The organism is Rhizobium sp. CRRU65 (assembly GCF_048551595.1).
GTDB classification, from domain to species: domain Bacteria; phylum Pseudomonadota; class Alphaproteobacteria; order Rhizobiales; family Rhizobiaceae; genus Rhizobium; species Rhizobium leguminosarum_J.
In genome coordinates this window covers 16717-35525 of record NZ_JBLYZH010000024.1, presented here as the reverse complement: position 1 = coordinate 35525, position 18809 = coordinate 16717, and the positions used below count along the sequence as shown (strand labels likewise).

Sequence of the window (18809 nt, the reverse complement as noted above, 5' to 3'; positions counted from 1 at the left end):
GCGGCGGATTTATTAACAAAAGGCAAATTTGCAAAACGGAATAAGGAACTATGCCATGGCCGATATTGCCCCCAGCCAGGTTCATAGCGACGCTTCCCACCCGCTCCACAGTTCGAATTCGGCCAACAAGTGGTTCTTGCCGCTGTTCGCGCTCGTTCTGGTCTGCGGCCTTGGATATGTCGCTTATGCACTCGGCCGCGACCTGACAACCGCAGTCGCCGTTCCCTGGATTCTCCTAGGCCTTGCACTGCTCATCGCGCTCGGCTTCGAGTTCGTCAACGGTTTCCATGATACGGCCAATGCCGTCGCAACCGTGATCTACACCCGTTCCATGCCGGCGGAATTCGCCGTTATCTGGTCCGGCTTCTTCAACTTCCTCGGCGTGCTGACCTCGAGCGGCGCCGTCGCCTTTGGTATTCTGGCGCTGCTGCCGGTGGAATTGATCCTGCAGGTCGGTTCCGGCTCCGGCCTTGCCATGGTCGTCGCGCTGCTGATTGCCGCGATCGTCTGGAATCTCGGCACCTGGTATCTCGGCCTGCCGTCGTCGAGTTCGCATACGCTGGTCGGCTCGATCATCGGCGTCGGCCTTGCCAACCAGTTCCTGGCGCCGGCAGGCACAGCGACCAGCGGTGTCGACTGGTCGCAAGCGACCAATATCGGCCTGTCGCTTTTGATCTCGCCGCTCATCGGCTTCGGTCTTTCCGCTGTCCTCCTGCTGGTCATGAAGCTTCTGGTGCGCAACAAGGCGCTCTACGCAGAGCCGAAGGGCAACCAGCCGCCGCCGCCCTGGATCCGTGCGATCCTGATCTTCACCTGCACCGGCGTCAGCTTCGCCCACGGCTCCAACGACGGGCAGAAGGGCATGGGCCTCATCATGCTGATCCTGATCGGCCTGGTGCCGACGGCTTTCGCGCTGAACCGCACGCCGGATGTCAACTATCTCGAAGCCTACAAGTCAGCATCAGCCCATGTGGAAACCGCACTCGGCAAATATGTGAAGCCGGGCGTTACGGTTGCGGACTACAAGGCCGAAGTCGGCAACGCCGTCAAGAACAAGACCTGGACGGATGCGACGACGCCGGCCCTGCAGCAATATATCCACCAGACAAGTGCTGAAGTCGCCGGCTTCCCGACGCTCGAAGCGGTGCCGACCAATCTCGTCGGCAACGTCCGCAACGACATCTATCTGATCGGCGAGGCGCTGAAGTTGATCGACAAGCAGAAGCTGCTGCCGATGGATGCCGGCGACCTCAGCGCGGTGACGAGCTACCACAAGGCGGTCGACAACGCGACGAAGTTCATCCCGCTCTGGGTGAAAGTGGCGGTCGCGATCGCGCTCGGCCTCGGTACGATGGTGGGCTGGAAGCGCATCGTCGTCACCGTCGGCGAAAAGATCGGCAAGACGCATCTGACCTATGGTCAGGGCGCGGCAGCCGAAGTCGTGGCGATGGTCACTATCGCCTCGGCCGACCATCTCGGCCTGCCGGTCTCGACCACCCATGTGCTGTCATCAGGCGTTGCCGGCACTATGGCGGCCAACGGTTCCGGCCTGCAATGGTCGACCGTGCGTAACATGCTGATGGCCTGGGTGCTGACGCTGCCGGCCTCGATCGCGATCGCCTTCGTGCTGTTCGTGATCATGCGCCAGGTTTTTTAAAGCAAATTCCCGGCAAAGCGCGAAGCGGTTTTGCCGGGAATTGCGTCAAAACAAAAGGTAGAGCGTTCCGTCAGCCCGTCGAGGCCAATTTGGTATTGCGATCGCTGATGAAGATGCCCGCCTCGGCGGCGGGCATAGCCTTGCCGAAAAGATAGCCCTGGCCGATGTCGCAGCCAAGCTGCAGCAGGAAGGCGAGCTGGCCGTGCTCCTCGATACCTTCCGCCGTCGTCTTGATGTTGAGGCTCCTGCCGAGGCCGAGCATGGCGCGGACGATCTTTTCCTGCCGCTCGTCGTCGCGATAGGTGGCGATGAAGCTTTTGTCGATCTTGATCTTGTCGAAACGATAGCGGGAAAGCTGGGCGAGGCTCGAATAGCCCGTGCCGAAATCGTCGAGTGCGATCTGGATGCCGGCGGCGTGCAGCTCGTCGAGAATGAGGGCGGCGATGGCGGGATCCTGGATCAGCGCGTTTTCGGTGATCTCCACTTCCAGGCGCTGCGGCGGCAGCCGGCTTGCCGAAAGGACCTTGAGAATACGCGATGTCAGCAATCTGTCTTCCATCTGCACCGGCGAGACGTTGAAGGACAACGTCACATGATCCGGCCAGGCGAGTGCGTCGCTGCAGGCCTGGGTGAGGAGATCCTCGAATAATGCCGTGATCATGCCGGTTTCCTCGGCGATATCGATGAAGACCGGCGGCGGGATGTTGACGCCGTCGTCGCCGATCCAGCGCGCCAGCGCCTCGAAGCCGCAGAGCTGGCCGGTCTTGAGGTCGATCAGCGGCTGATAGAAGGGCTTGATCGCCTTGTTGGAGATCGCGGCGCGCAGCCTGGTTTCCAGCGCGGCGCGTTCCGTTACCTTGTCCTGCATCGAAGGTTCGAAGACGAAATAGTGGTTGGGTCCGCGTGATTTCGCCTCGTACATGGCGAGGTCGGCACGGTGGGCGGCATCTTCCAGCGGCTCGGCTCCCTCGGCCCAGCGGTCATAGCCGACGCTGGCGCCGACTTCGACGGCAAAGCCATCGATATGGATCGGCCGGGTGACGGCCTGGATCAGCAGCTTGGCAAAACGCTCCTCGCGCTGCGCCGTCAGGGCGAAGGCGACGATGATGAATTCGTCGCCGCCGAAGCGATAGACGCAATCGGCATTGCCGAGCGCGCAGATGCGTCTGGCAACCTCGATCAACAGGATGTCGCCGCCCTTGTGGCCGACGAGGTCATTGACCTTCTTGAAGCCGTCGAGGTCAACGGAGAAGATGGTGACGTTGCGGTCCCACTCCTCGATCTCGGCCTCGTCGTCCTTGATCGGCCGGGAGAGGATCTTGCGCTCGAAGGCGTAGCGGTTCGGCAGCTTGGTGAGATGGTCGTGGGTTGCGGTCCAATCGGCTTTTGCCTGGGCGGCCGCGCGCAGTTCCATTTCCTTACGCAGGTCGGCGATGCGCAGCACCGAATAGACGAAGCTCATGGCGCCGGCGATGCCGAGCGCCAGAACGAGCTTGTCGGCGCCGTACTCGCCGAAGCCGGTCATGAAGGCGACCAGGCTGTCGTCGAGCTGTAGCAGCGTGCCGAGAAGCCAGAGGGTCACTCCAGACACCACGATCGACACGCATTGCCGTCCGGCCCTGCTTTGGAAAAACACCGGCATTATGCCTTCTCCATCTCCACCTTCGCGGAAATATCACGAAAGTCTGAAATGTTTGTTGAAACCAGAAGGCGAATTATCAGAGGCGGCAGCCTGTTGCTGTGCCGCAGAGAGACCCGACGGGGCCTGTGGGGAACCAGGGCGTCGTTATCAGCGCGATCGCCTTCGTGGTTCGGGAGACCGGCTGATGCGGGAAAAGAACGAAGGCGAGCGTGCTAATGCATCGCTCGCCCTTTCTCGTGCTTCAGGCGGTGACGATCAGCAGCGGAACGCTGAAGATGAGACCGACCAGAACCGTGACTGTGGCGACACGCATAAAACGCAGGCGTCGCGTGCGCTCGCCACTCCAATCATATGTCATTCTTCCATCTCCTTGGGACAAGGAAGTAGTCCCCGCAAAGCCGGGTTCAACATAGATGACGCGATTTGCTTGTGCAAAGCTGGATAAGATCAGCAGTCTCTAATGCTGGAAGCGCAGAGACCAGCGCTGTCCGTTGCTGGTCATGCGGATGACGGAAAGCGGCTCGACGTCACTCAGCCAGAAGGAGGAGAGCGGCGCCTGCAGTACATGCACGATCGCTGCCCGGATGACGGCCGCGTGGCTAACGGCGATCACATGGCCGCCGAGGCTCGATTGCTCATCCATCCAGCCGGCGATGCGCGTGCGCAGATCAACAAGGCTCTCGCCGCCATGCGGGGCCGCTTCCGGATCGCTCATCCAGCCCATGAGGTTTTCCGGCTCTTCGGTCCCGATCGTCGTGATCGACCTGCCGGCCCAGCGGCCATGGTCGCAGTCGCGAAGTGCGAGGTCTATGCGGGCTTCGAGGCGGAGCGCTTCCGCGGTCTGGCGGGCACGCAAAGCCGGGCTCATGGCAATTCGATCGGCGCGGGGCGGGGCGATCATCCTGCCGGCCTCCTCCACTGCCTTATCCTCGAGCGGTTCGTCGAGCGGGAACAGGGCCTTGCGGCTTGCTGCCGTCGCGCCGTGGCAGATCCAGGTGAGGCGCGTGTTCACGGTCGTTCTTGTCTCCCGGAATGCGGCGACAGCGTCCTTCGCCGGCTTGTGAAGTTTCGTTGACAGTCTCTTCGGCGTGCAGATATAACCGTGCAGTTGCGGGTTTGGAAGCCGGTGTAAGTCCGGCGCGGTCGCGCCACTGTGACCAGCGTGTCGAAAGCTCTTCGCGCTGGAAGTCAGACCCTACTGCACAAGCACTCTTTCGACTGAACGCGTCATTCCCGGAGGAATACATGTCTGACACCACTTTCGCGCCCGTTGCGGTACCGGCGCCGATCCCTGTAGGCGAGATCCTGCCCTGGGCGATCTTCGGCGGCCTGCTGATGCTCATCGTCCTCTATTTCGTCGGCACCGAGGAAGGCGCAATGGCGCTGTTCAACGGCATGTATGTGCACGAATTCGTGCATGACGGCCGCCATCTCCTCGGCTTTCCCTGCCACTAAAGCGCGTCGCGATCTTTCAGATTCGCTCATCGCGCTATAGGTTTTTGTTTTACGCATGTCTTTATCGCAAAACCGCGGCACACTTTTGCGCGACGTGCCTTAAGGGAGTTCCGGACATGGTTGGAAACCTTTTGCTTCGCGGCATGCTCGCGGGCCTGATTGCTGGCATCCTGGTTTTCGCTTTCGCCCATACGTTCGGCGAGCCGCTGGTCGATGCGGCGATCGCCTTCGAGGAGGCGAGCGCCCAGGCGGCCGGCGAAGCTGCCGAACCCGAAATCGTCAGCCGCGCCACACAGGCCGGTCTCGGCCTTTTCACCGGCGTCATGGCCTACAGCGCCGCCGTCGGCGGGCTCTTCGCGCTCGCTTTCGCTTTCGTGCACGGCCGCTTCAGCAGCCTTTCGCCGCGCGGCACCTCGGCCGTCATCGCCATTGCCGCCTTCGTGGCGGTCGTCCTCGTTCCCGGGATCAAGTATCCGGCCAACCCGCCGGCAGTCGGCAATCCCGATACGATCGGCGCCAGGACCGAGCTGTTCTTCCTGATGATCGTCGTCTCGCTTGCGGCGCTGATTGCCGCAGTGGCGCTGTCGCGCCGCCTGTCCGAGCGTTTCGGTCTCTGGAACGGCGCGATCATCGCCGGCATCGCCTATCTCGTCTTCATCGGCGTGGTGCTCTATCTGCTGCCGCCGATCAACGAGGTGCCGGAGAACTTCTCGGCGATGGTGCTCTGGCGTTTCCGCACCACTTCGCTCGGAATGCATGTGATCCTCTGGGCAACGCTCGGCCTCGGCTTCGGAGCGCTGGCGGAAAAGCGGCTTGCGGTCGGGGGCGGGGAACGCGGCCGGCCGGCCACGGCATTGCACTGAACGCATCGAAGGACGCCGCTTTGCCGGCGCCCTGAACTTTTCGGGCGAGTATGAAAAACGACAGAGCCAGACCACTGCTGTTGACGGCGTTCTCTGCCGTCGCGTTTTTTTGTGTGGTCGCTGGAAGCGCTTTTGCCCATAGCCGCAGCGACGGCGGCAGCCATGCGGGTCTGGATATCCCGCAAATTTCCCACGGCGAGATGGCTGTCATGTCTGACTATCGCAGTGGGATTGTCGATCTTGCATCCCGTGCTGTCGATACGAACGAGCCGTTCCGCCGCGTGCTGAACTATGCAGAGATCCAGTATTCCTACTGTCTGTGGGGCCGGATGCCGGGCAGCGTGACGGATGAGGAAAGCCCGTTCAACGAATGCGCTCATGCCTATCTCGCCGCGACCAAGGCGGTCTTGCTTTCGATGCGCGAGATGCCGCGGGAGGCTGCCGCGGCGGGTGAAATCATTTCCGCGGTCGACGCCGACATGGTGCGGCGCGGGCTTGCGCTGATCAGCTGCCGGTTCAGCGACGAAGCCTTCAACACCGCCGATATCGTCAAGCCGCGCTGGAGCGAGATCCCATTCCATGCCGCCAGCATGGCGTCGCTGACGGGGCTTGCCGCGTTGTTCGGACTTGGCGTGTTTGCGCTTCGTCGCTTCTCGCGACCGAAAGCTCAGTCGTCGGAATAGCGCTGCTCGCGCCACGGATCGCCGTAGATGTGGTAGCCGTTCTTTTCCCAGAAGCCGGCCTGGTCGGCAGGCATCAGCTCGATGCGGCGCAGCCATTTGGCGCTTTTCCAGAAATAGAGATGCGGCACGACGAGGCGCATCGGGCCGCCGTGCTCCGGTGTCAGCGGCAGGCCTTCCCAGGCGGTGGCGAGGATCGCATCCTCGGCAGCGAAATCGGAGAGCGGCAGGTTGGTGGTATAGCCGTCATAACTCGTCAGCATGACGTAAGCGGCTTCAGGCTTCGGCATGGCGAGGTCGAGCAGATTGCGCGTCGAAACGCCCTTCCATTTGTTGTCGTAGCGCGACCAGGTGGTGACGCAGTGGATATCGCTCACCCCCGTGCTCTGTTCGATCGCCTGGAAGTCGGCCCAGGTGAGGGTGCGCGTCGTTTCGACGAGGCCGCGCACCTCGAGCCGCCAGGTCTCGGTCGAGATGACAGGCTGCTGGCCGAGATCGAGCACCGGCCAGTTCTTGACGAGGTGCTGGCCGGGCGGCAGGCGCTCGGCTTCGGGACGGCTGATACGGCCGGTCAGGAACTTGCCCTCTGCCGCCCAGCGGCGCTTGGATGTGGTGAGTTTGTTATCGGCGGGCGTCTGGTCGTCGCTCATGGGCGGGGGCCTCCTTGCGGTGCAGCAATAGGACATCCACCCCTGCCGGGTGTCAAGTTTCGACGGCCCCTTGGAATTCCCTACCCACCCCTCTAAACTCGGTCCGTCGGGTATGCCTCGCTGGGGAGTGGAGGCAGAAAGGGGAGGAGCCGGTTCTGTCTTCGAAATATCGTGCGATAGCGGCGTTGCTGGTGGTGCCGCTGATCATCTTCTCCTTCTTCACCTATGGGAGCGCGATTGCGACGCGCGCCTATATGGAGGAAGCCTCGGCGCAGGCAGGAACGGCGTTGCGCCTTGCCGTTTCGGCACTCAGCGGCCATCTCAACCGCTACGAGGCGCTGCCGGCGCTGATCGCCGATCACGACGACATCAAGGAACTGGTGAGCGCGCCTGAGGATGTGGCGCTGCGCGATGCGGCCAATCTCTATCTCAAGGAGATCAACGGACTGCTGAAATCCTCCGATATCTATGTGGTCAAGCCAGACGGAGAGACGATCGCGGCCAGCAATTACGATGGGCCTGCAAGCTTCGTCGGACAGAACTTTAGCTACCGGCCCTATTTCCAGGATGCAATCGAAGGCCGGCAGGCACGGTTTTACGCGCTCGGCACCACCTCGCTGAAGCGCGGCTATTATTTTGCCGCGCCGATCCGGATCGGTGCGGATATTCGCGGCGTCATCGTCTTCAAGGTCGATATAGACACGATCGAATCCTCCTGGGGCGGCGGCGAATACAGGATTTTCGTCTCCGATCCGGAGGGCATCATCTTCATGTCCGGCAGCCCGGAATGGCTCTACGGCGCGATCCTGCCGCTGACGGCCGACCGCGTCGCCCGCACCGAGGCCTCGCGGCGTTATGCCAATGCCAGGCTGGCGGCGTTGCCGGTGACGCGTCACCACTTCGAGCAGCATGAGCTGATGACGCTGGCCAGCGAGCGCGGTTCGAGCGAATATCTGGTGCTCTCGCATTACATGCCGGCCGAGGACTGGACGGTGAACGTGCTGATGGAGACGAGTTCCATCCGCGCCCAGGCGCGCACGGCGCTTGCTGCCGTGTTTCTCATCCTCTGCATTGCCGGGCTTACGGTGGCCGTCCTTCGCCAGCGGCGGGCGCGGCTTGCCGAGCGCATGCAGATGCAGGCCGAGGCCCGCAACGAGCTGGAGCGGCGCGTCGATGAGCGCACGGCCGATCTTGCCCGCGTCAACAGCCGCATCGAAGAGGAGATCGCCGAGCGGCGGCTGACCGAGCAGCAGCTTCGACAGACGCAAGCGGACCTCATCCAGGCGGGCAAGCTTGCCGGGCTGGGGCAGATGTCGGCTGCGCTTTCGCACGAGTTCAACCAGCCGCTCGCCGCTGCCAAGACCTATACGGACAGCGCCTCCGTTCTCATCGACCGTGGGCGGACGGAGGAGGCGCGAGACAATATCCGCCGTATCGGCGGGCTGATCGACCGTATGGCTGCGATCAGCCGGCACCTGCGCAACTTCGCCCGCAAGCCGAACGAGAAGCTCGGTCCCGTTTCCCTCGACGAGGCGATGCGCGACACGCTCGAGATCGTCGCCTGGCGGCTGAAGGCGGCGGATGCCGAACTGCTGCTCGCTCTCGGGCCGCGTCCACCGGTGGTGCGCGCCGGTTCGGTGCGTCTGCAGCAGGTGCTGGTGAACGTGATCTCGAATGCGGCCGATGCGGTGGAAGGGCTGAATGATCGGCGCATCGAGGTTTCGGCCTTCGAGGAGGCCGGAAAGGTGGTGCTGACGGTGCGGGATCATGGACCGGGCGTGCCGGCGGCGATCGCCGAGCGTATCTTCGATCCGTTCTTCACGACGAAGGGCGTCGGCAAGGGGCTCGGCCTCGGGCTTTCGATCTCCTACAACATCATCAAGGATTTCGGCGGCAGCCTGACTGCTGCCAATCATCCCGAAGGAGGCGCGGTGTTCCGCATCGAGCTGCAATCGGCGGCAGGATTGATGCCGGAGGCAGCGGAATGAACGATGCAAAGATCCTGCTGGTCGACGACGAGGAGGAACTGCGCCGCTCGACGGCGCAGGCGCTGGAGCTCTCCGGCTTCAGCGTCGAGACCTATTCGAACGGCGACCACGTGCTGGAGCTGATCGGCTACAGCTTTCCCGGCGTCGTTGTCAGCGATATCCGCATGCCCGGCATCGACGGCATGACGCTGATGCAGAAGATCCGCGAGCTCGACCCGGAGGTACCGGTCATTCTCGTCACCGGCCACGGCGACGTTCAGCTTGCGGTGAAGGCGATGCGCGAAGGCGCTTATGATTTCATCGAGAAGCCGTTCACGCCGGAGATGCTTGCCGGCGTCATCCGCCGGGCGATGGAGCGGCGCAGCCTGGTGCTCGAAAACCGGCTGCTGAAGGCAGTCGCCGGCAAGCGCGACGATATCGAGGCGCGGCTGCCGGGGCGCACGCAGGTGATGGTGGATCTGCGCTACCACATCCGGGCGATCGGGGCGAGCGATGCCGATACGCTGATCGTCGGCGAGACCGGGGCCGGCAAGGAGGTGGTGGCGCGGGCGCTCCACGACATCAGCGCCCGGGCGAGCCGGCCGTTCATCGCGATCAATTGTGCCGCACTGCCGGCGAACCTGATCGAGAGCGAGCTCTTCGGCCATGAGGTGGGGGCATTTCCGGGTGCGGTAAGGCCGCGTTATGGAAAGTTCGAACACGGGCGCGGCGGCACGATCCTGCTCGACGAGATCGGCTCCATGCCCTTCGACCTGCAGGCGAAGTTCCTGCGGGTGCTGCAGGAGCGGGTCATCTCCAGGCTCGGATCGAACGAGGTCGTGGCGCTCGACGTGCGCTTCATCGCGACAAGCAAGGTCGATCTGGAAGCGGAGGTGGCGGCCGGGCGTTTCCGCGCCGACCTCTTCTATCGGCTGAACGTCGCGACGCTGCACGTGCCGTCTCTGTCGCAGCGGCGGGCGGATGTTCCGCTGCTTTTCCTGCAGCTGGTGCGGGAAGCGGCTGCTCGCTACGGCCGCGACGAGATGGTCGTTCCGCCGGACGTGATTTCCGACATCGCTCAGCGCGACTGGCCCGGCAATGTGCGTGAATTGAGGAATGCCGCCGACCGTCTGGTCCTCGGGCTCGACAATGGCGGGCGCCAAGCCGAGGAGGCGACCGGACTTGCAGAGCGCGTCGCCGAATTCGAGCGAGGGGTCATTGCCAGCGCGCTGGTGGCGCATGGCGGCAGCCTCAGGCCGGTCTATGAGTCGCTCGGCATTTCTCGGAAGACACTCTACGAAAAGATGCAGAAATACGGTCTCGACAAGCGGATGCTGACTACCGAAGGCTAGCTCGGAGCTGGGGCGGCGCTGCAATCTCGCGGTGCGATGGGTGGATTTCCACCCACCGCCAGAGCCGTTTGTTTCCGAATCGACCCATGCTGCATCGCACTGTGGCAAAATCGTCTTTCGAAAGCGGCTGCAATGATTGCGGGTCGATTTTTCCCAGCGACAAATAGGTGATCCGAACCGGCGCGGAGGATGTGTCGGCGGGCTTGCTTATTTCATCAGGGAGGAAACGATGAAAATTCTAAAGGCCATGCTCGGCCTGACCGCGGCTGCTGCGGTCTCACTTCTCGCCAGCGTCGCTTCGGCGCAGACCTATCCCGAACGCACCATCACCATGGTCGTGCCGTTTGCGGCCGGCGGCCCGACGGATACCGTTGCGCGCCTGGTCGCCGAATCCATGTCGAAGGATCTCGGCCAGCAGATCGTCGTCGAAAATGTCGGCGGCGCCGGCGGCACGCTCGGCGCCGGCCGCGTGGCGAGTGCCGATCCCGACGGCTACACCATCCTGCTGCACCATATCGGCATGGCGACCAGCGCCACGCTCTACCGCAAGCTCGCTTACGACACGCTCGGCGCCTTCGACTATGTCGGCCTCGTCACCGAGGTGCCGATGACGATCGTTGCCCGCAAGGACATGGAGCCGACCGACCTCAAGGGGCTGATCGACTACATCAAGGCCAACAAGGACAAGGTGACGGTGGCCAATGCCGGCATCGGTGCGGCTTCGCACCTCTGCGGCATGATGTTCATGAGCGCCATCCAGACGCCGCTGACGACCGTTCCCTACAAGGGCACAGGGCCTGCCATGACCGATCTGCTCGGCGGTCAGGTCGACGTCATGTGCGACCAGACGACCAACACGACGAAGCAGATCCAGGGCGGCACGATCAAGGCCTATGCCGTGACCTCGCCCAAACGGCTCGACGTGATGAAGGACATTCCGACGGCCGTCGAAGCCGGGCTGCCGGGTTTTGAAGTCGGAATCTGGCACGGCATCTATACGCCGAAGGGCACGCCGGCTGAGATCAACGAACGTCTGTCGAAGTCGCTGCAGGTGGCGCTGAAGGATCCGAATGTCGGCGCCCGCTTCGCCGAGCTCGGTACGGCGCCATCCTCTGACGCCGATGCGACGCCGGCGGCGCTGAAGGCCAAGCTCGAAAGCGAGATCACCCGCTGGAAAACGGTGATCGAGGCCGCCGGCGAATATGCTGACTGAGGCTTGTCCTCGTCCAGGATATGCCGAAAGAGCCCCTCACCCCAACCCTCTCCCCCATGAACGGCGAGAGGGGACTTGCGTCACCCAACGGCGGCAAGGGGCGAAGGGCTTGCAGCATTTTTCCTTCTGCCCGTTTGTGGGGAGAAGGTGCCGGCAGGCGGATGAGGGGCTAGCTCCTTTGTGACGGCGTTACACGAACAATCTCCAACCCCAGGAGACACCATGAAGTCCATCAGTTTCGATACGACCAATGCGATCTGCGGCGCGCTTTTCGTCGCGACCGGTGCTTTCTTCGCCATCCAGTCGCTGGGGCTCGACCTCGGCACGGCAGTGCGCATGGGCCCCGGTTATTTTCCGCTGGTGCTTGCCGGCGTGCTCGTGCTTCTCGGCGCGATCATCTTCATTCAGGCGCTGCGGGTCGAGGGCGAGCCGATCGACCCGTTTGCCTGGCGCGGCATGCTCTTCATCCTGCCGGCACCGGTATTCTTCGGGCTGACGGTGCGCGGTCTCGGATTTGCACCGTCACTGTTCCTCACCGCCTTCATCGCCTGCTTCGCATCGCAAAAGATGAACGTGTTCCTCGCGATCGTGCTGTCGCTGCTGCTGACGATCTTTTCGGTTGGGGTCTTCAGCTACGGGCTCGGCCTGCCTTTCGAGCGCTTCGGCCCCTGGGTCCGGTTCTAGGAGACGATGATGGATCTTTTCAGCAATCTCGCGCTCGGCTTTGCAACAGCCGGCACTCCGGAAAACCTGTTCTTCTGCCTGATCGGCGTGCTGCTCGGCACGCTGATCGGCGTGCTGCCCGGGATCGGCGCCACGGCGACGATCGCCATGCTTTTGCCGATCACCTTCCAGCTTGAACCGGTCTCCTCGCTGATCATGCTCGCCGGCATCTATTATGGCGCCCAGTATGGCGGCTCGACGACGGCGATCCTGATCAACATGCCGGGCGAATCCTCCTCTGCCGTCACCGCGATCGACGGCTACCAGATGGCCCGCAAGGGCAGGGCAGGCGCAGCGCTTGCCATCGCAGCATTGGGTTCGTTCTTTGCCGGCACTGTGTCAACCTTTCTCGTGGCGATCTTCGCACCGCCGCTGACCGCAATCGCGCTGCAATTTGGTTCGGCGGAATATTTCTCGCTGATGATCGTCGGTCTCGTTTCCTCGATCGCTCTCGCGCACGGTTCTGTCGTGAAGGCGCTGGCGATGGTGGCGCTGGGGCTGCTGCTCGGTCTCGTCGGCACCGACATCTATACCGGCACGCCGCGCTTCACGCTCGGCATCCGCGAATATGCTGACGGGCTGAACTTCGTGGCGCTTGCCGTCGGCGTGTTCGGAGTGGCGGAAATCCTGCGCAACCTCGAGGGCGAGTCGACACGCACGGTGCTGATGGCCAAGGTCACCGGCCTTTTGCCGTCCCGCCAGGAATTCAAGGAGATGATCGCACCGGTCATTCGCGGTACGGCGATCGGTTCGGCGCTTGGCATCCTGCCGGGCGGTGGCGCCATTCTTGCCTCCTTCGCCTCCTATACGGTGGAAAAGCGGATGTCGAAGACGCCGGAGGAGTTCGGAAAGGGCGCGGTTGCCGGCGTCGCAGGACCGGAATCGGCCAACAATGCCGGTGCGCAGACCTCGTTCATTCCGCTCTTGACGCTCGGCATTCCCGCCAACCCCGTCATGGCGCTGATGGTCGGGGCGATGATCATCCAGGGTATCGTGCCCGGTCCGAACGTCGCCACCGAGCAGCCGGCGCTGTTCTGGGGCATCATCGCCTCCATGTGGATCGGCAACCTAATGCTGGTCATCCTCAACCTGCCGCTGATCGGGCTCTGGGTGAAACTCCTGACCGTGCCTTACTACGTACTCTTCCCGATCATCATGGCCTTCTGCTCGATCGGGGTCTACAGCGTCAACGCCAACGTCTACGATCTCTACGCCGTCGCCTTCTTCGGGCTCATCGGCTATGTGCTGGCAAAGCTTCGTTGCGAGCCGGCGCCGCTTCTGCTCGGTTTCGTGCTCGGGCCGCTGCTCGAGGAAAACCTCCGGCGCGCCATGATCCTGTCGCGCGGCGATCCGACGACCTTCGTCACGCGGCCGATCAGCGCCACTCTTCTCGCCATTGCTGTCGCCGTGCTGATCGTCGTCTTCCTGCCGAGCGTCAAGAAGAAGCGCGAGGAGGTGTTCGTCGAAGAAACCTAGAGCATGATGCCGAAAAGTGTGCGCGGTTTTCGGACGACATCATGCTCTAACTCATTAATTGAGAACAGTATTCAGATTTTAGTCCTAGCCAAAAATCATCCCGTTCCGGGGGTTGAACTTACGGTCTGGTTGATGAACAACAGATAATCTGACGCGGGCGCCAGTTGGGCGCCCGTTTCGCTTGACAGGATATCCAGGCCCCAGGAGCATTGCCCAATGAGCATTCCCGCCCGGATCAGCGACGATCTGCCGTTTCTCACTGCCCTGCGCCGCGACCTGCACGCCTATCCCGAACTCGGTTTCGAGGAGGAGCGCACCGCCGGTATCGTCGCGAGGCTTCTCGAAGAGGCTGGTATTGCGGTGCATCGCGGGCTTGGCGGCACCGGCGTGGTCGGTACGCTGCAGATCGGCAACGGCACGCGCAGGATCGGGCTGCGCGCCGACATGGATGCGCTCGCCATGCCTGAAACGGCGGAGCGATCCTATAAATCGACCGTGCCCGGAAAGATGCATGCCTGCGGCCATGACGGCCATACGGCGATGCTGCTTGGCGCCGCGCGACATCTTGCGGCAACGCGGGATTTTTCCGGCACGGTGCATTTCATCTTCCAGCCGGCCGAAGAAGGGCGAGGCGGAGCAAGGCGCATGGTCGAGGAGGGGCTGTTCACGCTTTTTCCCTGCGATGCCGTCTACGGGCTGCATAACATGCCTGGGCTTGCGGTGGATGAGATCGCCGTGGTCGAGGGACCGCAGCTTGCCTCCTCCGACAGCTGGCGCATGACCTTCCGCGGGGCCGGCACGCATGGCGCCAAGCCGCATCTCGGCCGCGATCCGATCACAGCCGCCGGCACCTTCCTGTCATCGCTGCAGACGATCGTCGGACGGGTGGTCGATCCGCTGCAGCCGGCCGTCGTCAGCGCCTGTTTCCTGCAGGCGGGCGACCCGAAGGCTCTGAACGTCATTCCTGACATCGTCGAGATCGGTGGCACGGCGCGGGCCTATTCGCCCGATGTGCGCGACCAGTTGGAGACCGAGATCGGACGATTGGCGCATGGCACGGCGGCCATGTACAGTATCGCTGTGGACTATGCATTCGAACGGCGGATTCCGCCTGTCATCAACGACGCGGATGCGACCGCACGGGCGTTGGCAGTGGCCGGCTCGGTCTTCGGCGGGAAGGTGCAGACAAGCTTTCCGCCGTCGATGGCAGGCGACGATTTTGCCTTCTTCGCCCAGAATGCGCCGGGTTGCTACGTCTGGCTCGGCAACGGTCCGGCGGTGGATGGGGCGCTGCATCACAACACGGCCTATGACTTCAACGATGAAGCGCTTGGATATGGGGCGGCCTATTGGGTGGCGTTGGTCGAGCGGGAGTTGAAGGTTTGATTATCTGCTGCCTAATTGCCCAAACCGGAATCGATTTTAGGGATTAGGCAGCAATTCAAAAGCGCCCGTTGCGCGCCTCTCTGCATTCTGCGTTGGTCAACAACTGCCTTCCGTGCAGCGACATTCGCCAATGTCCATCAGTCTACCGGCGATTCTTCAACCCGGGCCGTCCCGCGCGTGGCATGGATGAAGGCGAGCACGAAGCCGATCGCCAGCACAAGCACGATGGTCGGCGCCGGCGCGCTGTCGATGAAGAAGGACAGGTAGACGCCGACAAAGGAACCGATCACGGCGATGGCGACGGAGAGGAGCAGCATCGTGCTGAACTTGCGGGTGAGCAGGAAGGCGATGGCTCCCGGCGCAATCAGCATGGCGATCGAAAGGATGATGCCTACCGCCTGCAAAGCACCGACGATCGTCAGCGAGATGAGGGCGAGAAGGCCGTAATGCAGTAGGTTGATCCTGAGGCCCACCGCTCTCGCCTGGGCGGGGTCGAAGGCGTGCAGCAGGAAGTCCTTCCATTTCACACCAAGAATGGCGGCCGTGATCGCAGCGATGACGGCCGATTGCCCGATGTCGCGCCAGGAGACACCGAGCATGTCGCCGAACAGGATGTGGTCGAGATGCACGTCGGACTGGATCTTGACATAAAGAACCAGGCCGAGCCCGAACATGCCGGAGAAAACGATGCCCATCACCGTATCCTGTTTGATACGGCTGTTATCTTTCAGGAAACCGGTGGCGAGAGCGCAAAACATGCCGGCCGCGAAGGCGCCGACCGCGAAGGGTATGCCGACGATATAGGCGATGACCACGCCGGGGAAGACGGCGTGGCTGATGGCGTCTCCCATCAGAGACCAGCCTTTCAGAACCAGGAAGCAGGACAACAGCGCCATCGGAATTGCGACCAGCACCGAGATCACTAGCGCATTGACCATGAAGCCGAACTGGAAAGGCAAAAGAAGCGTCTCGACCATGTTCATGGCGCTGCCTCCAGCGCCTGCGCAGCGCGTCTACGTGCCGCCAGCATGCCGTGTTTGGGTGCGAAGAAGAACGCGATCAGGAAGATTGCCGTCTGCAGCACGACGATGATGCCGCCGGTTGCGCCATCGAGGAAGTAGCTTGCATAAGCGCCGACGAAACTGGTCATCGATCCGATGATGACCGCGATCACAAGCAGCCGCGGGAAGCGGTCGGTCAGCAGATAGGCAGTTGCCCCGGGCGTTACCACCATGCAGATGACGAGGAATGCACCGACGGTCTGCAGCGCCGCGACGGTTGAGGCAGACAGCAGCGTGAAGAAAATGACCTTGAGAACGGTCGGATTGAGACCGATCGATCGGGCATGGCTCTCATCGAAGAAAGTGACCATCAGGTCCTTCCATTTGACGAGCAGGACGGCGAGCGACACGAAGCCGATGATGGCGAGTTGCAGCGTATCCTCGGGCGTGATGGCGAGAATGTTGCCGAGTACGATCGTCTGGATGTTGACCGCCATAGGCTTGAGCGAAACCATGAACAGGCCCAGCCCGAAGAAGGAGGAGAAGATCAGGCCGATGATGGCATCTTCCTTCAGCTTGGTGCGCTGGTTGAGGAAAAGCATCGCTGCGGCAGCGAGCCCTCCGGAAAAGAAGGCTCCGATCGAAAAGGGAAGTCCGAGCATATAGGCGCCGGCAACGCCGGGAACGATCGCGTGCGAGAGCGCGTCGCCGATCAGCGACCAGCCTTTAAGCATCAGATAACAGGAGAGGAAAGCGCAGACGCCGCCGACAAGGGCGGACACCCACATGGCATTGAGCATGTATTCATAGGTGAAGGGCTGCAGGAGGTCGGCTATCATTCCCGGCCCCCATTGCCACTATCGGACCTCCGGGCGGTCGCTTTGCCACCCTGCATGATCAGGGGGCGCTCATCATCGGTTATGACGCCGATCGACGTTGGCCTGCCGCTCTGCGCTTCGCTGAACACGAAATGACGCAGCACGCCGCCAAAGGTCTTTTCCAGATTTTCCTGCGTAAAAGTCTCGACGGTCGGGCCGTAGGCAAGCACCGTGCCCTTGATCAGAATGGTCCGGTCGCAGAACTCCGGCACGGAGCCGAGATTGTGGGTGGAGACCAGCATGACCCGGCCTTCATCCCGCAGTTCGCGCAGGAGCTTGGTGATCTGGTCCTCGGTCTTTACGTCGACGCCGGTAAAGGGTTCATCGAGCAGAATGACCCGGCCGTCCTGTGCCAGGGCTCGCGCCAAGAAGACCCGCTTCCGCTGGCCGCCGGAGAGCTCGCCGATCTGGCGCTTGCGGAACTCGCTCATGGCGACGCGGGCGAGCGCGGAGGCCACTGCCTCGTGGTCCGCGGCCTTCGGGATGCGCATCATGCCCATGTGGCCGTAGCGCCCCATCATCACGACATCCTCGACCAGCACCGGGAAATTCCAGTCGACTTCTTCCGATTGCGGCACATAGGCGACGAGGTTCTTGCGCAGCGCCTCTTCGACCGGCATGCCAAGCACGCGAATGTGGCCCCTGGCGAGACGCACGAAACCCATGATCGACTTGAAGAGCGTCGACTTGCCGGAACCGTTGACACCGACCAGCGCGGCGATCGTGCCCGTGGGGATCTGGAAACTCGCGTCCCTCAGGGCCGTATGTCCGTTGCGGTAAGTGACGGTCGCATCCTTTACCGTGATCCCCGATCCCGCATCCGAGGATGCGGGACGGACAAGATTGCCAAGCAGCACGGTCATTGCGACAACCCATCGGCAAGACCCTTCGCGACGGTATCGGAGGTCACGCGCAGAAGATCGATATAGGTTGGCACCGGGCCGTCGGCTTCGCTCAGCGAGTCGACATAAAGCACACCGCCATAATGCGCGCCGGTTTCGCGCGCCACCTGCCGGGCTGGTTTATCGGAAACGGTGCTTTCGCTGAAGACGGTTGGAATCTGGTTTTCCTTCACCGCATCGATCACCTTGCGGACCTGCTGGGGCGTGCCCTGCTGGTCGGCGTTGATTGGCCAGAGATAGAGTTCCTTCAGCCCGAAATCGCGTGCGAGATAGGAAAAGGCGCCCTCGCTTGAAACCAGCCAGCGCTTGTCCTCGGGAATTTTTTCGAGGGTGGCGCGGATCGGAGTGATCGTCGCTTCGATCTTCTGCTTGTAGGCCTCGGCGTTGGCCTTGTAGGTCTCCGCATTCGCCGGATCATACTGTGCGAAAGCATCACGGATATTGTCGACGTAGATCAGGGCGTTCTTCGGCGACATCCAGGCGTGGGGATTGGGCTTGCCTTCATAGGGGCCTTCCGAGATGCCCATCGGTTCGATGCCATCGGAGACGACGGCACCGGGGACGTCGTGCAGGTTCTGGAAGAACTTTTCGAACCAGCGCTCCAGATTGAGGCCGTTCCAGAGAATGAGTTGTGCACCTTGTGCCCGCTGGATGTCACCCGGCGTCGGCGCATAGTTGTGGATCTCCGCGCCCGGCTTGGTGATCGATTCCACGATCGCGGCATCACCGGCCACGTTTTTTGCCATGTCGGCAATCACCGTGAAGGTCGTCACCACCTTGAACTTCGAATTGGTTGTCTGTTGGGCAGCGGCGGGAAAGGCAACCAGCACGGCTGCGAATGCCACCCCTATCATTCCGGCCAAAATCGACCGTCTTTCCCTATAGAGCATATATTTCTCCTCTTGCTGCTATTGCGACCGAATTGCAAAAGCTGCGGAAAGTCGAACAAGTTGCGATTCAGAAT

17 protein-coding genes and 1 riboswitch are annotated in these 18809 nt (G+C 62.2%); of the genes, 10 read left to right on the top strand and 7 right to left on the bottom strand.

Annotated features, from left to right (window positions below):
* Window positions 1-55: 55 nt before the first annotated feature.
* Entirely contained in the window at window positions 56-1657 is a 1602-nt protein-coding gene (locus ACM5SV_RS33365; protein ID WP_222014690.1) for an inorganic phosphate transporter, read from the top strand.
* Between the two features lie 70 nt (window positions 1658-1727).
* On the opposite strand, the gene ACM5SV_RS33360 is transcribed toward ACM5SV_RS33365, so the two are convergent.
* Both ACM5SV_RS33360 and ACM5SV_RS33355 read right to left on the bottom strand, forming a co-directional pair.
* Window positions 1728-3299: a putative bifunctional diguanylate cyclase/phosphodiesterase gene (locus tag ACM5SV_RS33360; protein WP_012758825.1), complete on the bottom strand. Its 1572-nt coding sequence runs from the start codon at window positions 3297-3299 to the stop codon at window positions 1728-1730.
* Window positions 3300-3756: 457 nt separating this feature from the next.
* On the bottom strand, window positions 3757-4311 hold the full coding sequence (locus ACM5SV_RS33355) for a histidine phosphatase family protein (protein ID WP_222014688.1): 555 nt from the start codon (window positions 4309-4311) through the stop codon (window positions 3757-3759).
* A 77-nt stretch (window positions 4312-4388) separates the two neighbouring features.
* A riboswitch (adenosylcobalamin (AdoCbl) riboswitch) is annotated at window positions 4389-4543 on the top strand.
* Between the two features lies 1 nt (window position 4544).
* On the opposite strand from ACM5SV_RS33355, the gene ACM5SV_RS33350 reads away from it, so the two are divergent.
* The 3 genes from ACM5SV_RS33350 to ACM5SV_RS33340 all read left to right on the top strand — a co-directional run bounded on the left by ACM5SV_RS33350 (window position 4545) and on the right by ACM5SV_RS33340 (window position 6300).
* Entirely contained in the window at window positions 4545-4754 is a 210-nt protein-coding gene (locus ACM5SV_RS33350) for a CbtB domain-containing protein (protein WP_003542661.1), read from the top strand.
* 116 nt (window positions 4755-4870) lie between these two features.
* Window positions 4871-5617, top strand: a complete 747-nt coding sequence (locus tag ACM5SV_RS33345) for a CbtA family protein (RefSeq protein WP_128438522.1) — start codon at window positions 4871-4873, stop codon at window positions 5615-5617.
* A gap of 50 nt (window positions 5618-5667) precedes the next feature.
* Window positions 5668-6300, top strand: coding sequence for a hypothetical protein (locus ACM5SV_RS33340; RefSeq protein WP_012758821.1), 633 nt, complete (start codon window positions 5668-5670; stop codon window positions 6298-6300).
* Here ACM5SV_RS33340 and ACM5SV_RS33335 read toward each other — a convergent pair.
* The gene (locus ACM5SV_RS33335; protein WP_012758820.1) at window positions 6285-6947 is read right to left on the bottom strand and encodes a sulfite oxidase-like oxidoreductase; all 663 of its coding nucleotides are present in this window, start codon (window positions 6945-6947) and stop codon (window positions 6285-6287) included. The two genes, ACM5SV_RS33340 and ACM5SV_RS33335, sit on opposite strands and share 16 nt — an antisense overlap.
* Window positions 6948-7138: 191 nt before the next feature.
* On the opposite strand from ACM5SV_RS33335, the gene ACM5SV_RS33330 reads away from it, so the two are divergent.
* From ACM5SV_RS33330 to ACM5SV_RS33305, 6 genes are all read left to right on the top strand, one after another.
* On the top strand, window positions 7139-8935 hold the full coding sequence (locus ACM5SV_RS33330; RefSeq protein WP_409936789.1) for a sensor histidine kinase: 1797 nt from the start codon (window positions 7139-7141) through the stop codon (window positions 8933-8935).
* Window positions 8932-10266, top strand: coding sequence for a sigma-54-dependent transcriptional regulator (locus ACM5SV_RS33325; protein WP_222014684.1), 1335 nt, complete (start codon window positions 8932-8934; stop codon window positions 10264-10266). Before ACM5SV_RS33330 ends, ACM5SV_RS33325 begins: the two co-directional genes overlap by 4 nt.
* A 229-nt stretch (window positions 10267-10495) precedes the next feature.
* A complete protein-coding gene (locus tag ACM5SV_RS33320) occupies window positions 10496-11479 on the top strand; it encodes a tripartite tricarboxylate transporter substrate-binding protein (RefSeq protein ID WP_128406041.1) in 984 nt (327 codons plus the stop codon).
* Window positions 11480-11701: 222 nt separating this feature from the next.
* Window positions 11702-12163 (top strand): tripartite tricarboxylate transporter TctB family protein, encoded by a 462-nt coding sequence (locus tag ACM5SV_RS33315; protein ID WP_012758816.1) that lies wholly within the window; start codon window positions 11702-11704, stop codon window positions 12161-12163.
* A 9-nt stretch (window positions 12164-12172) separates the two neighbouring features.
* On the top strand, window positions 12173-13678 hold the full coding sequence (locus ACM5SV_RS33310; protein ID WP_012758815.1) for a tripartite tricarboxylate transporter permease: 1506 nt from the start codon (window positions 12173-12175) through the stop codon (window positions 13676-13678).
* Window positions 13679-13894: 216 nt separating this feature from the next.
* Window positions 13895-15064, top strand: a complete 1170-nt coding sequence (locus tag ACM5SV_RS33305; protein ID WP_222014683.1) for a M20 aminoacylase family protein — start codon at window positions 13895-13897, stop codon at window positions 15062-15064.
* Window positions 15065-15201: 137 nt separating this feature from the next.
* On the opposite strand, the gene ACM5SV_RS33300 is transcribed toward ACM5SV_RS33305, so the two are convergent.
* From ACM5SV_RS33300 to ACM5SV_RS33285, 4 genes are read right to left on the bottom strand one after another with little or no spacing between them, the layout of a single operon-like run.
* Window positions 15202-16047 (bottom strand): metal ABC transporter permease, encoded by an 846-nt coding sequence (locus ACM5SV_RS33300; protein ID WP_222004475.1) that lies wholly within the window; start codon window positions 16045-16047, stop codon window positions 15202-15204.
* A complete protein-coding gene (gene sitC, locus ACM5SV_RS33295; RefSeq protein ID WP_025395882.1) occupies window positions 16044-16904 on the bottom strand; it encodes an iron/manganese ABC transporter permease subunit SitC in 861 nt (286 codons plus the stop codon). The genes ACM5SV_RS33300 and sitC overlap by 4 nt, the downstream gene beginning before the upstream one ends.
* A complete protein-coding gene (locus ACM5SV_RS33290) occupies window positions 16901-17806 on the bottom strand; it encodes a manganese/iron ABC transporter ATP-binding protein (protein ID WP_003542638.1) in 906 nt (301 codons plus the stop codon). The genes sitC and ACM5SV_RS33290 overlap by 4 nt, the downstream gene beginning before the upstream one ends.
* Window positions 17803-18735, bottom strand: coding sequence for a metal ABC transporter substrate-binding protein (locus ACM5SV_RS33285; RefSeq protein WP_017995052.1), 933 nt, complete (start codon window positions 18733-18735; stop codon window positions 17803-17805). Before ACM5SV_RS33285 ends, ACM5SV_RS33290 begins: the two co-directional genes overlap by 4 nt.
* Between the last annotated feature and the right edge of the window lie 74 nt (window positions 18736-18809).